The sequence below is a fragment of the Amycolatopsis sp. NPDC026612 genome, assembly GCF_040638285.1.
Lineage (GTDB): Bacteria > Actinomycetota > Actinomycetes > Mycobacteriales > Pseudonocardiaceae > Amycolatopsis.
In genome coordinates this window covers 17,708-34,276 of record NZ_JBEZYB010000080.1, presented here as the reverse complement: position 1 = coordinate 34,276, position 16,569 = coordinate 17,708, and the positions used below count along the sequence as shown (strand labels likewise).

Annotated in this window: 2 protein-coding genes; both read right to left on the bottom strand. The window is 74.7% G+C overall.

The genetic code is table 11. The annotated features are described in order from the left end of the window. Positions 1–1,480: beta-ketoacyl synthase N-terminal-like domain-containing protein (locus tag AB0F15_RS38005; protein ID WP_360281435.1), on the bottom strand; the 1,480-nt coding region annotated here is incomplete at its 3' end. A gap of 32 nt (positions 1,481–1,512) precedes the next feature. After that, a complete protein-coding gene (locus AB0F15_RS38000; RefSeq protein ID WP_360281433.1) occupies positions 1,513–16,545 on the bottom strand; it encodes a type I polyketide synthase in 15,033 nt (5,010 codons plus the stop codon). Positions 16,546–16,569: the final 24 nt, after the last annotated feature.

Below are 16,569 nucleotides of genomic sequence, written 5' to 3'. Positions count from 1 at the left end.
CGCCGGCGAGGGCGGCGGCCTGCGCGCGCAGAGCTTCGGGCGACCGGGCCGACAGCACCCAGGGCACGACCCGGCCGGGCTCGTCGGGCCCGGCCGCAGGCACGTCTTCGGCCGGCGCTTCTTCCAGGATCGTGTGCACGTTGGTACCGCTCATGCCGAACGCCGAGATCGCGGCCCGCCGCGGCCGGTCCGAGTGCCACTCGCGGCGCTCGGTGAGCAGCTCGACGGCCCCCGCCGACCAGTCCACCCGCGACGACGGTTCGTCGACGTGCAGGGTCGGCGGGAGGACGCCGTGGCGCATGGCCATGACCATCTTGATGACCCCGGCGACCCCCGCGGCCGCCTGGGTGTGGCCGATGTTGGACTTCACCGAGCCGAGCCACAACGGGATCGGCCGGTCCTGGCCGTAGGTCGCCAGCAGCGCCTGTGCCTCGATCGGATCACCCAGCGTCGTCCCGGTGCCGTGCGCCTCGACGACATCGACGTCCGAAGTGGACAGACCGGCGTCGGCCAGCGCGGCCCGGATGACCCGCTGCTGTGACGGACCGTTGGGCGCGGTCAGGCCGTTTGAGGCACCGTCCGAGTTCACCGCCGAACCCCGCACGACCGCCAGAACCGGGTGCCCGTGGCGACGCGCGTCGGACAGCCGCTCCACGACGACCATGCCGCTGCCCTCGCCCCACGACGTGCCGTCGGCGGATTCGGCGAACGCCTTGCACCGGCCGTCCGGGGCCAGGCCGCGCAGCCGGCTGAACGCGATGAACGACCCCGGGGTCGGCAGCACGGTGACACCGCCGGCGAGCGCGAGGTCGCACTCCCCCTGCTGCAGGGCCCGCACCGCCAGGTGCAGGGCGACCAGGGACGACGAACACGCCGTGTCGACCGTGAGCGTCGGCCCCTCCAGCCCGAACGCGTACGCAATGCGTCCGGAAAGGACACTAGCGGCGTTGCTCGTCGCGAGGTGCCCTTCGAGCGCCTCCGCGGACCTCAGCATGAGGGTGCCGTAGTCCTGGCCGTTCGAGCCGACGAAGACCCCCGTCCGGCTGCCCTTCAGCGACGGTGGCCGGATCCCCGCGTGCTCCAGGGCCTCCCACGACGTCTCCAGCAGCAGCCGCTGCTGCGGGTCCATGGCCAGGGCTTCTCGCGGGGAAATGCCGAAGAACCCGGCGTCGAAATCGGCGACACCGTCGACGAAGCCGCCCTCGCGCACGTACGACGTCCCCGGTGTCTCCGGGTCCGGGTCGTACAGCGAGCCGAGGTCCCAGCCGCGGTCCCCGGGGAACCCGGAGATCGCGTCCCGGCCGCTCTCGACCAGCTCCCACAGCTGCGCCGGGGTGCGGACGCCGCCCGGGAACCGGCAGCCGAGGCCGACGATCGCGACCGGCTCGGTGGTCTGCGCCTCCTGGAGCCGGCGGCGGGTGTCCTGCAGATCGGCCGTGACCCGCTTGAGGAAGTAGCGGAGCTTCTCCTCGTTGTCCATCGTCTTCACTCCATGCAGTCGCGGGCGCCGGATCAGGAGATGCCGAACTCTTTGCCGAGGAGGTCGAACATCTCCTCGTCGCTGGCGGTTTCGAGGCTCGGGGTTTCGAGGCTGGGGGCGGCCGGCTCGGCCGTCCAGCCCGCGGTGAGCAGCCGCAGCCGGTCGGCGACGCGGGCGCGGTCGGATTCGCCGAGGGCCGCTCCGACGCGGCCGAGCTCGTCGAGCAGCCCGTCGGCTCCCCGGGGCGCCGGCTCGTTCGCCCGCAGTTCCGCGGTCAGGTACCGGGCCAGCGAGGACGGCGACGGGTGGTCGAAGACGAGCGTCGCGGACAGGTTCAGCCCGGTGACGCGGTCCAGGCGGTTGCGGAGCTCGACCGCGGTCAGCGACGTGAAGCCGGTTTCGCTGAACGCCCGGTCCGGGGCCACGTCGGCCGCCCGGCCGTGGCCGAGGACCGCGGCGACGTGCTCGCGGACGACACCGAGGACGAGTTCGCCCGCCTCGGCCGCGGACCGCCCGGCCAGGCGGTCGCCGAGGCCGGCGGGCGCTTCGGCGACCGGAGCCGCCGGGGCCAGCTCGGCGTAGAGCGGCCGGGCCGAGGGGTGGGTGTCCCAGTCGATGTCGGCGACGACCTGGGAGTGGGTGGCCCGGCTGAGCACCGCCGCGGCCGCCGCCGCGGGCAGCGGGGTGACGCCGGCGCGCCGCATCCGGTCCGCTCCCCCGGCGGCCATGCCCGCGCCCGCCCACGGGCCCCACGCGATCGAGGCGGCCGCCTCGCCGGCCGCGCGACGGCGCTGGGCGAGCGCGTCCAGTTCGGCGTTCGCGGCCGCGTAGTTCGCCTGTCCCGCGGCACCGGCCGCGCCGGCGAGCGAGGAGAACAGCACGAAGGCGTCGAGGTCGCCGGTCAGCTCGTCGAGGATCCGGGCCCCGGTCACCTTGGCCCGCAGCACCTCGGCGAACCGGTCGCCGGTCAGGGTGTCGACGACGCCGTCGTCGAGGACGCCCGCCGCGTGCACCACCGCCGACACCGGGTGCTCGGCCAGCAGGGCCGCGACCGCGTCCCGGTCGGCGACGTCGCAGGCGACGACCGTCACCCGGTCGTCCGGGGCCTCGCCACCGCGGCGGCTCGCCAGGACGACGTGCCCGGCCCCGTGGTCCAGCAGCCAGCGGGCGACGTGCCCGCCGAGCGCGCCGGTGCCGCCGGTGACGAGCACCGTGCCCGCGGGCGTCCACTGTGGACCGGGGCCGGTGTCGCGGACGAGACGGCGGGCGAAGACCCCGCCGGGCCGGACGGCGACTTCGTCCTCGCCACCGGCGGCGAGCACCGCGCAGAGCCTCGGGCCGTCCTCGGCGCCGAAGGTTTCCGGCAGGTCGACGAGGCCGCCCCAGCGGTTCGGGTGCTCCATCGCGACCGTCCGGCCGAAGCCCCAGAACTGCGCCTGGGCCGGGTCCGCGACGGTGTCGCCGTCGGCCGTCGCGACCGCGCCGCGGGTGGCGCACCACAGCGGCGCGGCGACGCCCGCGTCACCGAGGCCCTGGACCAGGGCGAGCGTCTGCGGCAACCCGGCGGCCACGGCCGGCGCGGGAGCACCGGTCGCGAAGGCGAGCAGTGACAGCGCCCCGGCCGGCGTGGCGCCTTCCTCCGCCAGCTTGGCCTCGACGAGCTTCGCGACCGTGCTGCGGTCGGCGTCCTCGGGAACGCGGACGACCAGGGGCCGCGCTCCGGACGTCGCGAAGGCACCGGCCACCGCGGCCACGGTGGCGGCGTCGTCGAGGGTCTCCGGCAGCACGAACAGCCAGTCGCCGGACACCGCGGCGCCGGTTTCCCGCAGTTCGCGCCAGACGACGCGGTAGCGCCAGGCGTCGGAACTCACCCGGCTCGCCCGCCGCCAGCCGGACAGGGCCGGCAGGGCGGTGGCGATGGAGGCGCGCTGGTCGCCGTCGAGACCGAGCAGCGACCCGAGCGACTCCAGATCTTCGCCTTCGACGGCTTTCCAGAACTCGGCGTCCACTTCGGACATCGGGGCGGCGAGCGCGGGCTCGGGCCAGAAGCGCTGCCGCCGGAAGGGGTAGGTGGGCAGGTCCACCGGGCGGGCGGGCGGGTAGAACGCGGCCCAGTCGATCGGCACACCGGCCGTGTGGAGGGTCGCGAGCGCGGTCAGGACCGACCGCTCCTCGCCGCGGTCGCGGCGCAGGGCCGGGACGGCCGTGCCGCCGGTGACCATCGGGGTCAGCACGGCGTCCGGGCCCAGCTCCAGGAACGTGGTGACCCCGGCACCGGCCAGTGTTTCGAGCCCGTCGGCGAACCGGACGGCTTCCCGGACGTGCCGGACCCAGTAACCGGCGGTGAACGGCTCGGCGAGAGCGCCGCTCACGTTCGAGATCACCGGGATTTCCGCCGGGTGGTACGTCAGGCTTTCGGCGACCGCGCGGAACTTCGCCAGCATCGGGTCCATCAGCGGGGAGTGGAAGGCGTGGCTCACGGTGAGCCGCTTGGTCTTGATCCCGCGCCCGGCGAACTCCGCGGCGATCTCGAGCACCGCGGCCTCGTCGCCGGAGATCACCACCGACGCCGGGCCGTTCACCGCCGCGATCGAGACCCGGCCGGTCACGGAAATGCCGGATTCGGGGGCGGCGATGGACACCATCGCGCCTTCGGCGGGGAGGGCCTCCATCAGCGACGCCCTCGCGGCCACCAGCCGGCAGGCGTCCTCGAGGGAAAGCACCCCGGCGACGTGGGCGGCGACCAGTTCGCCGATCGAGTGCCCGGCGACGAAGTCCGGCCGCACGCCCCACGCCGTCACCAGCCGGTGGAGCGCGACTTCGACGGCGAACAGCGCGGGCTGGGTGTAGCCGGTCCGGTCGAGCCGGTCGCCGCCGTCGAAGACGATCTCGCGCAGGGAGGCGTCGAGCAGGCCGTCGAACTGCGCGCACACGGCGTCGAAGGCGTCGGCGAACACCGGGAACCGGGCGTACAGCTCGCGGCCCATCCCGGCGCGCTGGGCGCCCTGACCGGTGAACAGCACGGCCAGGCGGCCACCGGGGACGGCGGTGCCGCGCACGGCGTTGTCCAGGTCGGCCAGCCCGGCCAGGAGCTGGTCGCGGTCCCCGAGGACGACAGCCCGGTGCTCCAGGGCCGCACGACCGGTCGCCAGGGTGCGGCCGACCTCGGCCACCGGAGCGTCCTCGCCGACCGCGGCGCGGAGGCGCCGGGCCTGCTCGTGCAGGGCCGGCTCGTCCTTCGCCGACAGCGGCCAGAGCGTGAGTCCCTGCTGCACGGGGGATGGGGGCTCGGGCTCGCCCGCTTCGAGGACGAGGTGGGCGTTGGTGCCGCTGACGCCGAACGCCGACACCCCGGCGCGGCGGGCGTGCCCGGTCTCCGGCCACGGAGTCGCTTCGGTGAGCAGTTCCACGGACCCCGCCGACCAGTCCACCTGGGACGAAGGCGCGTCGACGTGCAGCGTCCGCGGGAGGACGCCGTGGCGCATGGCCATGACCATCTTGATGACCCCGGCGATGCCCGCGGCGGCCTGGGTGTGGCCGATGTTGGACTTCACCGAGCCGAGGAGCAGCGGGATCGACCGGTCCTGACCGTAGGTCGCCAGCAGCGCCTGTGCCTCGATCGGATCACCCAGTCTGGTCCCGGTGCCGTGGGCCTCGACGACATCGACGTCCGAAGTGGACAGACCGGCGTCCGCGAGCGCGGCCCGGATGACCCGCTGCTGTGACGGACCGTTGGGCGCGGTCAGGCCGTTTGAGGCGCCGTCGGAGTTCACGGCCGATCCGCGCAGGACCGCCAAGACCCGGTGGCCGCGGCGACGCGCGTCGGACAGCCGCTCCAGGAGCACGAGCCCGGCGCCTTCGCCCCAGCCGGTGCCGTCCGCCGCCTCGGCGAACGCCTTGCACCGGCCGTCGGAAGCCAGGCCGCGCTGACGGCTGAACTCGACGAACGTGGCGGGGGTGGACATCACGGTCGCGCCGCCGGCGAGCGCGAGGTCGCACTCACCGCGGCGCAGGGCCTGCGCCGCGAGGTGGATGGCGACCAGCGACGAGGAGCAGGCGGTGTCGACGGTCAGCGCGGGACCTTCGAGGCCGAACGCGTAGGCCAGCCGGCCGGACACGACCGCGGCGGCGTTGCCGGTGCCGATGAAGCCGCCGACCTCCTCGCCTGCCGCGCCGAGCAGACCGGCGTAGTCCTGGCCGTTGGTGCCGGCGAAGACGCCGGTGCGGCTGCCGCGCAGCGCGTGCGGGTCGATGCCGGCCCGTTCGAAGACCTCCCAGGTGATCTCCAGCAGCAGCCGCTGCTGCGGGTCCATGGCGAGGGCTTCCCGCGGCGAGATCCCGAAGAAGGCCGCGTCGAACTCCGCCGCCGTGTCGAGGAAACCGCCGTCGCGGACGTAGCTGTGGCCGCTCTTGCCCGGGTCCGGGTCGTAGAGCGCGCCGAGGTCCCAGCCGCGGTCCCCGGGCAGACCGGTCATCGCGTCGACGCCGTCGGCGACGAGCCGCCAGAGGTCCTCCGGCGTGGCGACCGCGCCGGGGAACCGGCAGCCCATCGCGACGAGCGCGATCGGCTCTTCGGTGTGGGTCACGAACCCGGTGCCGGCCGGTTCCGGCAGGCGGCCGAGCAGCTCGCCGTGCAGGTGCCGGGCCAGCGCGGCCGGGGTCGGGTGGTCGAACACCAGCGTCGCGGGCAGGCTCAGCCCGGTCGCCGCGTCGAGGCGGTTGCGCAGCTCCACCGCGGTCAGCGAGGTGAACCCGCTGTCGGAGAACGCCCGTCCGGGGTCGACCGCGGCCGCGTCCACGTAGCCGAGCACGGCCGCGACGTAGGTGCGGGTCAGCTCGAGGACCGTCCGGGCCGCGTCCTGTTCGGACAGTCCGGCGAGCAGCCCCGCCGGTTCCGCGGCCGCCGGCTCCGGGCCGCTCGCGGCCGGCTCGGCGAACCCGGTGAACAGCGGCCGGGGCCGGACGGCCCGCAGCGCCGGGAGGTAGACGTCCCAGTCGAGATCGGCCACCACGGCCACCGGCGCCTCGGCCGTCGCGTCGAGGGCGAGGGCGTCGAGGGCGAGACCGGGCTCCAAGGCACCGACGCCCGCGGCCCGCAGGCGCCGCCGCGCTCCGGCGTCGCCCGCGGCCATCCCGTCGCCCGCCCAGGGGCCCCACGCGATGGAGACGGCGGGCAGACCGGCGGCCCGCCGCTGCTGGGCGAGCGCGTCGAGGTGGGCGTTGGCGGCGGCGTAGCTGCCTTGGCCCGCGGCACCGAACGCGCCGGCCACGGACGAGAACAGGACGAACGCGTCGAGGCCGCCGGTGAGGGCGGCCAGGTTCTCGGCCGCGGTCGCCTTCGCGCGCAGCACGGCGTCGAACCGCTCCGGCGTGAGGGACTCGATGACGCCGTCGTCCAGGACCCCCGCCGCGTGCACCACGGCACGCAGGTCCTCGGGGAGCACGGCGGCCAAGGCGTCGCGGTCGGCGGCGTCGCAGGCCACGATCGAGACCGCACAGCCGAGAGCGGTCAGCTCGCGTTCGAGGTCCGCGGCACCCGGCGCGGCCGGTCCGCGGCGGCTGAGCAGCACCAGCCGCTCGGCACCGACGGCGGCCAGCCGCCGCGCGACCTGGGCGCCGAGTGCGCCCGTGCCGCCGGTGACCAGCACGGTCCCCCGCGGTTGCCAAGCCTCGCCCGGCGTCGCGGAACGGCGTTCCAGCCGCCGCGCGAAGATCCCGGACGGGCGCACCGCGACCTCGTCCTCGGTCCCGGCGAGCACGGCGGCGAGCCGTTCGCGGCCGCGCTCGTCCAGCTCGGCGGGCAGGTCGAGCAGGCCGCCCCAGCGTTGCGGGTACTCCATCGCCGCCGTCCGGCCGAGGCCCCAGACCTGGGCCTGGACCGGTGCTTCGACGCGGTCGGCGCGCACGGCCGCGACCGCGCCGCGGGTGAGGCACCACAGCCGTCCGCCGACGCCGAGGTCGCCGAGGACCTGCAGCACGGTGGCCGTGCCCGCGGCGACGCCGAGGCCGCCGTCCGCGAAGGCCAGCAACGAAACCACACCGTCCACTGCGGACTCGCCGAGCACCTCCCGGACCCGCTCGGCGAACTCCGCGCGCGGCAGCAGCGGGTCGACCCGCACGGGGGTGATCCGCCCGCCGCGTTCGATGATCGCCTGCGCGACCCCGGCCACGACACCCGTTTCGCCCGCTTCCGGCACGACCAGCAGCCAGTGGCCGGCGGGCGCGGCGGTGCCCTGCGGCACCGGACGCCAAGCCACGCCGTACCGCCAGGAATCCACAGTGGACGCTTGACGGCGCCGCCGGTACCAGGCCGACAGCGCCGGGGTCACCGCCTCGGCGACGTCGGCGTCCAGCATCAGTTCGGCAGCGAGCTCGCCCCGCTCGACGACGTCCCAGAAGCCGGAGTCATCCCCACGGATCGGGCCGGGTTCTCCGGCGAGCCAGTAGGTCCGGTGCCGGAAGGCGTAGGTGGGCAGGTCGACCCGGCGGCCACCGGGGAAGAACGACGTCCAGTCGACCTCGACACCGTGCACGTGAACAGTGCTCAGTGCCGTGAGCAGTGCTCTCTCATCGTCGCGGTCACGTCGCAGCGCGGCGACCGCGGGGCCGTCGACCATCGCGCTGAGCACGGCATCGGGACCCAGCTCCAAGAACACGCCGACCCCGGCGGACTCCATTGTGGACACGCCATCGGCGAACCGGACGGTCTCCCGCACGTGGCGAACCCAGTAGTCCGCGGTGAACGGCTCGGCGAGAGCACCGCTCACATTCGAGATCACCGGGATTTCCGCCGGGTGATATGTCAGTGTCTCCGCGACCGCGCGGAACTCGTCCAGCATGGGATCCATCAGCGGCGAGTGGAACGCGTGACTCACCTTCAGCCGCTTGGTCTTCGGGAACTTCGCCGCGACCTCGAGCACCGCGGCCTCGTCGCCGGAGATCACCACCGACTCCGGGCCGTTGACGGCCGCGATGGAGACGCCCTCGGGGAGGGAGCTGGCCGGTTCCGGGGCGGCGATCGACACCATCGCCCCGCCCGGCGGCAGCGCCTGCATCAGCGACGCCCGCGCCGACACCAGACGGCACGCGTCCGCCAGCGAAAGCACCCCGGCGACATGCGCGGCCGAAATCTCCCCGATCGAATGCCCGGCCACGAAATCCGGCCGCACCCCGAAGGACTCCACCAGCCGGAACAACGCCACCTCGACCGCGAACAACGCGGGCTGGGTGAACTCGGTCCGATCGAGCAGCTCAGCGTCGCCGAAGGCCGCACGCAACTCCGGGCCGAAGTGCGCGAGCACGGCATCGAACGCTTCGGCGTAGACCGGGAAGCGGTCATAGAGGCCCCTGCCCATTCCGGCCCGTTGGGCGCCCTGGCCGGTGAACAGCACGGCGAGCCGCCGGTCCGGGCGCGCGATGCCGGTCGCCGCCGGGGTGTCCAGTGCGGCGAGGAGCTCCTCCCGGTCACGGCCGACCACGACGAGCCGGTGTTCGAGGGCGGCGCGGGAGTTCAGCAGCGAAAAGCCGACGTCGGCGGGGGAAAGCTCCGGCCGCGCTTCGACGTGCGCGCGCAGGCGCCCGGCCTGCGCGGTGAGCGCGTCCGCGTCGCGGGCGGACAGCAGCCACGGGACCGGGACGGCCGTCGCCGGGGGCCCGGGCTCGGCCGCACCGGCCGGGGCCTGCTCGAGGATCGTGTGGGCGTTGGTGCCGGAGATGCCGAACGACGAGATGCCGGCGCGGCGCGGCCGTCCGGTTTCGGGCCAGCGCCGGGCGCCGGTGAGCAGCTCGATCGCGCCGGATTCCCAGTCGACGCGCGACGACGGCGCGTCCACGTGCAGGGTCTTCGGGAGCACGCCGTGCCGCAGCGCCATGACGACCTTGATCACGCCCGCGACACCCGCGGCGGCCTGGGTGTGCCCGATGTTGGACTTGAGCGAGCCCAGCCACAGCGGTTCCTCGCGGTCCTGCCCGTAGGTGGCCAGGAGCGCTTGGGCCTCGATCGGGTCGCCGAGGGTGGTGCCGGTGCCGTGCGCTTCGACGGCGTCCACTTCGGACGGTGCGAGGCCCGCGCCGGCCAGCGCGGCCCGGATGACCCGTTGCTGCGATGGCCCGTTCGGGGCGGTCAGGCCGTTGGACGCGCCGTCGGAGTTCACCGCGGAACCCCGGACCACGGCGAGGACTTCGTGACCGTGGCGGCGCGCGTCGGACAGGCGTTCCAGCAGCACCAGGCCGGCGCCTTCACCCCAGCCGGTGCCGTCCGCGGCCTCCGCGAACGCCTTGCAGCGGCCGTCGGAGGCGAGGCCGCCCTGCCGGTCGAACTCCACGAACATGCCGGGCTGCGCCATCACCGCGACGCCGCCCGCCAGTGCCAGGTCGCACTCGCCGCGGCGCAGGGCCTGCGCCGCCCAGTGCAGCGCGACCAGCGACGACGAGCAGGCGGTGTCGATCGAGACGGCGGGCCCTTCGAAGCCGAAGGTGTAGGCCACGCGGCCGGAGACGACGCTGGTCGCGTTGCCGGTCAGCAGGTGGCCTTCGACGCCGGCGGCCACTTCGGCCACGCCGCTGCCGTAGGCCTGGTGCGCGGCGCCGACGAAGACGCCGGTGCTGCTGCCCCGCAGCGAGCGCGGGTCGATCCCGGCGCGTTCCAGTGCTTCCCAGGAGAGCTCCAGCAGCAGCCGCTGCTGCGGATCCATGGCCAGGGCCTCGTGCGGGGAGATGCCGAAGAACTCGGCGTCGAAGCCGCCCGCGTCGTGGACGAACCCGCCCTCGGCGGCGGACAGGGCCGCGAGGTCCCAGCCGCGGTCGGCGGGCAGCGCCGTCAGCGCGTCCCGGCCGGTCTCGACCAGGCGCCACAGGTCTTCCGGCGAGGTCACCTCGCCGGGGTAGCGGCAGCTCATCGCGACGATGGCGATCGGGTCGTCGTCGACGACGGCCGTTTTCGCCGCGGCGGCGGCGGGTCCGGTGTCGCCGGCCAGCTCCGCCTGCAGCAGCGTGGCCAGCGCCTGCGGGTTCGGGTGGTCGAAGACGACCGTCGCCGGCAGCCGCAGGCCGGTGACCGCGGTGAGCCGGTTGCGCAGTTCGACGGCGGTCAGGGAGTCGAAGCCCAGGTCCTTGAACGCCTTGGCCGGATCGACGGCGTCCGCGCCGTCGTGGCCGAGGACCGCCGCGACGTGGGTGCGGACGAGGTCGAGCAGGAACCGGCGGACGTCCTCGCCCCCGAGCCCGGCCAGCCGGGCGGCGAGCCCGTCGGTGCCCGGCCCCCGTCCGGCCGCGCGGCGGGTGCGCACGCGGACCAGGCCGTGCCACAGCGGGGGCAGGTGCTCGGCCTGGGCGCGCAGCGCGGCGAGGTCGACGCGGACCGGGACCACGCACCCGGCGCCGGCGACCTGGGCGGCGTCGAACAGCGCCAGTGCCTCCGCGGTGCCGAGGGCGCCGACGCCGGACCGGGCGATCCGCGCGAGGTCGCCGTCGTCGAGGGTGCCGGTCATGCCGCTCGCTTCGGCCCACTGGCCCCAGGCGAGGGAGACGCCGGGCAGGCCGCCGGCCCGGCGGCGGGTGGCGAGCGCGTCGAGAGCGGCGTTGGCGGCCGCGTAGCCGGCCTGACCGGCGGCACCGGCCACGCCGGCGAGCGAGGAGTACAGCACGAACCAGGCGAGGTCCCGGTCGCGGGTCAGCTCGTGCAGGTTCAGCGCGGCGTCGACCTTCGGCCTGACGACGGTGTCGACCCGGCCGGGGGTGAGCGACTCGACGACCCCGTCGTCCAGCACGCCCGCGGTGTGGACGACACCGGTCAGGTTCACCGAGTCCAGCAGCGCGGCGAGGGCGGCGCGGTCGGTGACGTCGCAGCTTTCGACGCGAACTGAGGCGCCGAGGTCCGTCAGGTCCGCGGCGAGGGCGGCCGCACCCGGGGCGTCGGCGCCGCGGCGGCTGGTCAGCAGCAGGTTCCGGACGCCGTGTGCGGTCACGAGGTGGCGGGCCAGCAGCCCGCCGAGGGTCCCGGTGCCGCCGGTGACGAGCACGGTCCCGGCCGGGTCCGGTGGTGCCGGGACGGTCAGGACGTTCTTGCCGACGTGCCTGGCCTGGCTGATGAACCGGAACGCGTCGGGCGCGCGGACGACGTCCCAGGCGCGGGTCGGCAGCGGGCTCAGCGCCCCGCTCGCGAACAGCGTCAGCAGGGTGCGCAGGATTTCCTGGAGCCGGTCCGGGCCGGGGTCGGCGAGGTCGAACGGGTGGTAGCCGACGCCGTCGAGCGCGGCGGGGTCCCGCAGGTCGGTCTTGCCCATCTCGACGAACCGGCCGCCGGGGGCGAGCAGCCCGAGCGAAGCGTCGGTGAAGGCGCCGGTCAGCGAGTTCAGCACGACGTCGACGCGTTCGGCCGCGAACTTCCGTGCGAACTCGAGGTCACGCGAAGACGCGAGGTGCGTGACGCCGAGGGCGCGGACGGCGTCCTGCTTCGCCGGGCTCGCCGTGGCGAACACCTCGGCGCCGGTCCAGCGCGCGAGCTGGACGGCGGCCATCCCGACGCCACCGGCGGCCGCGTGGACGAGCACGGACTGCCCGGCGGCCAACCCGCCGAGGTCGAACAGCCCGTAGTAGGCGGTGACGAACGCGACCGGCACGGACGCGGCCTCGGCGAAGGTCCACCCGGCGGGCACCGGGACGAGCAGGCGGGCATCGGTCACCGCGGACGGGCCGAACGCGCCGGTGAACAGGCCGAACACGCGATCACCGACAGCGAACCCGGTGACGTCCGGCGCGACTTCGGTGACGACACCGGCGGCCTCGGACCCGAGGACAGCGGCCGGATCGGGGTACATGCCGAGCGCGACGAGGACGTCGCGGAAGTTGACCCCGGCCGCGCGCACGGCGACCCGGACGTGCCCGTTCGCGAGGGGCTCCGGCGGTTCCGGCCGGAGGGTGAGACCGTCGAGGGTGCCGCCGGTGGCGGTCAGCCGCCAGTGCGCCCCCGGGACGGTCAGGGCACCACTGTGGGCGCGCGCGAGGCGCGGTGCCGTGAAGGCCCCTTCGCGGACGGCGACCTCGGGTTCGCCAGCGGGCAGGGTGGTGAGATCGGGCCACGGCGCGTCGTCGAGATCGAGGAGCTGGAACCGCCCGGGGTGCTCGGACTGCGCGGACCGCACCAAACCCTGGGCGGCGGCCGCGGCGGGATCGGTGCCGGCGTCCCGGGTGACGACGACGAGGCGCCCGGGCCGGTCGGCGGCGAGCCAGGACTGGACGAGGGCGAGGGTCCGGTGGGTCGCCTCGCGAACCACCTCGAACGTCGCGAGTGAGTCATTCGCGACGGTCGAGGTCGGCACCGCGGCGAAGACGAGGGAGGCATCGATGTCCACATCGGACACCACAGGCAGGCCGATGCCGAAGGTGTCGGGCCCGAGGACGACCGCATCGCCGGCCGGCCCGGCGGCGATTGGCGTCCGGTCGAGCCGGAAGAGCGAGCCGTGCTGGACCGGGGCGGCCGCGGTGGCGGAGATCGGGCGCAGCACGAGGGAACCGACCGAGGCGACCGCGCCACCGGACTGGTCGCAGACGGTCACGGCGACGGCGTTGTCCCCGGCCGGGGACAGCCGGACGCGCAGGGCTGTGGCGCCGGAAGCGTGCAGGGCGACGCCGCTCCAGGAGAACGGCATGCCCCCGGTTGTGGGGGTGGCGGTCGCGGGAGCGGCGGTCGCAGGGGCGGTGGCCGCGAGCGCGGCGGCCGTGGGAGCAGGGGCAGCGGCCGGGCCGACCGCGTCGGCAGTGGCGGGGGCAGCGCCGGCCGGGCCTGCCAGGCCGAGCGGGTGCAGTGCCGCGTCCAGCAGGGCCGGGTGCAGGCCGAACGTTGCTGCTTCCGCGCGGAACTCCTCGGGCAGCGTGACCTCGGCGAACGTGTCGCCGCCGCGGTGCCAGACCCGGCCCAGGCCGTGGAAGGCCGGGCCGTACGTGAAGCCGAGGGCGGCGAGCTGGTCGTAAAGGCCGTCGGTCGGGACCTGCTCGGCGCCGGGTGGGGGCCACTCGGTCAGCTCCACGGCCTCGGGTGCGCCGGTCGCGAGGAGGCCGCTCGCGTGGCGGGTCCAGGTGTCGGTGTCCTGGCCGGGCGTCGCGCCGTCGTCCGGGCGGGAATACAGCGTCAGTTCCCGGCGGCCCGCGCCGTCGGCCGGGCCGACGAAGACCTGGACCACGACGCCGCCTCGGGTGGGCAGGGCCAGCGGGGCTTCGAGGGTCAGCTCGTCGACGACGTCGCAGCCGACCTGGTCGCCGGCGCGAACCGCCAGTTCCAGCAACGCCGTGCCCGGGACGAGGACCGCGCCGCCCAGAGCGTGGCCGGCGAGCCACGGCTGGGTGTCCGAAGACAGCCGTCCGGTGAAGACGACGCCGTCGTGGCCCGCCAAGCTGACCGCCGCGCCGAGCAGCGGGTGGTCGAGCGCGCCCAGGCCGAGCGAACCGGCGTCGCCGCGAGCTGTGCCGCTGCGCGGCCAGAACCGTTCGCGCTGGAACGCGTAGGCGGGCAGGTCGATCCGGCGGCCGCCGGGGAAGAACGGTGTCCAGTCGACCGGAATCCCGTGCACGTGGAGCGTTGCCAGCGCGGTTGCCAGCGTGCGCTCTTCGTCGCGGTCACGCCGCAACGCGGGGATCGCCGTGCCGGGCGCCATCGCGCTGAGGACGCCGTCCGGGCCCAGCTCCAGGAACACGCCGACTCCGGCAGACTCCATTGTGGACAAACCGTCGGCGAACCGGACCGCCTCCCGCACGTGCCGCACCCAGTAATCCGCCGTGAACGGCTCCGCGAGAGCACCGCTCACATTCGAGATCACCGGGATTTCCGCGGGGTGGTAAGTCAGCGTCTCCGCCACCGCCCGGAACTCCGCCAGCATCGGCTCCATCAGCGACGAGTGGAAAGCATGACTCACCGCCAACCGCTTGGTCTTCGCGAACTTCGCGGCAACCTCCAGCACCGCAGCCTCGTCCCCGGAAATCACCACCGACTCCGGCCCGTTCACCGCCGCAATCGAGACACCCTCGGTCAGCACGATGTCGGCCTCAGAAGCCGCGATCGACACCATCGCCCCACCCGGCGGGAGCGCCTGCATCAATGACGCCCGCGCGGACACCAGGCGGCACGCATCCTCAAGCGACAGAACCCCGGCCACGTGCGCAGCCGAAATCTCGCCGATCGAGTGACCGGCCACGAAGCCAGGGCGGACGCCGAACGACTCCACCAACCGGAACAGCGCGACTTCGACCGCGAACAACGCGGGCTGGGCCAGCCCGGTTTCGTCCAAACCGGACACGTCGCCGAACACCGCTTCGCGCACCGGAAAAGAGAACTGGGCACAAACCGCATCGAAAGCTGCGGCGTACACCGGGAACCGCTCGTAGAGCCGCCGGCCCATCCCGACCCGTTGCGCGCCCTGGCCGGTGAACAGCACCGCCAGCACCGCATCCGGGTCGGCCGTGCCGGTGACGGCGTCCTCGATGCGCTCCAGACCCGCACGCAGCGACTCGCGGCCGGAACCGAGCACCACCGCGCGGTGGGCGAGCCCGGCGCGCGTGACGGCCAGGGAATAGCCGCCGTCCACCGGGTCGGGGTCGGCGTCCAGCAACCGCCGGGCCTGCGCCCGCACCGCCGCGTCGCTCACCCCGGACACCACCCACGGCAGCAGCCCGGCCGAAGGGGCGGACGGTTCGAGCGCCTCGGCCAAAGGCGCTTCCTCGACGATGACGTGCACGTTCGTGCCGCTCACGCCGAACGCCGACACCCCGGCGCGACGCGGCGTTTCTCCGGCGGGCCACGGCCGCGGCGAAGTCAGCAGTTCGACCGCACCGGCCGACCAGTCCACTTCGGACGATGGGATGTCGACGTGCAGGGTTCGCGGCAGCACGCCGTGCCGCAGGGCCATGACCATCTTGATGACGCCCGCGATGCCGGACGCCGACTGCGTGTGCCCGATGTTCGACTTCAGCGCGCCCAGCCACAGCGGGCGGTCCGCGGGCCGGTCCTGGCCGTAGGTCGCCAGCAGCGCCTGCGCCTCGATCGGGTCGCCCAGCGCGGTGCCGGTGCCGTGCGCCTCGACCGCGTCGACGTCCGAAGTGGACAGACCGGCGTTGGCGAGTGCCTGCCGGATGACGCGTTGCTGCGACGGGCCGTTCGGCGCGGTGAGGCCGTTCGACGCGCCGTCGGAGTTGACCGCGGAGCCGCGGACCACGCCGAGGACCCGGTGCCCGTTGCGCTGGGCGTCGGACAGCTTCTCGAGCAGGACCATGCCGACGCCCTCGCCCCAGCCGGTACCGTCGGCGGCGTCGGCGAAGGACTTGCACCGGCCGTCCGAAGCGAGCCCGCGCTGGCGGCTGAACTCGGCGAAGGCCAGCGGGCTGACCATCACGGTGACGCCGCCGGCCAGCGCGAGGCCGCATTCGTCCTGCCGCAGCGCCTGGCACGCCCAGTGCAGGGCGACCAGCGACGACGAGCAGGCCGTGTCGACGGTGATCGACGGCCCCTCGAGCCCGAAGGTGTAGGACAGCCGCCCCGACATGACGCTGGGCGCCTCCCCGGTGAGCAGGTAGCCCTCGGAGCCCGCCGCCGTCGGCAGTGTGCTGCTGTAGCCGGACGCGTTGGCGCCGATGAACACGCCGGTCCGGCTGCCGCGCAACGAAAACGGGTCGAGCCGGGCCCGCTCGAGGAGCTCCCACGACGTCTCCAGCAGCAGGCGCTGCTGCGGGTCCATGGCCAGCGCCTCGCGCGGCGAGATGCCGAACAGCCCGGGGTCGAAGCAGGCCGCGTCGTGGACGAACCCGCCCTCGACCGCGCGGACGCCGTCCGCGCCGTACAGGCGCTCGACGTCCCAGCCACGGTCGTCCGGGAACGCCGCCATCGCGTCGGTGCCGCCGTCCACCAGGTCCCACAGGTCTTCGGGCGAGGCGACCCCGCCGGGGTAGCGGCAGGCGAGGGAGACGATGGCGATCGGCTCCTGCTCCGCCGCCTCCGCCGCCTGCAGCCGCTGCCTGGTCTGGTGCAGGTCGGCCGTCACGCGCTTGAGGTACTCGAGGAGCTTGTCCTGCTCTGCCATCGCCAACCTCATCCGTTCGTCCAG

Coding starts and splice junctions, on each gene's coding strand:
- AB0F15_RS38000 (WP_360281433.1), bottom strand. CDS start 16,545: ATGGCAGAGCAGGACAAGCTCCTCGAGTACCTCAAGCGCGTGACGGCC.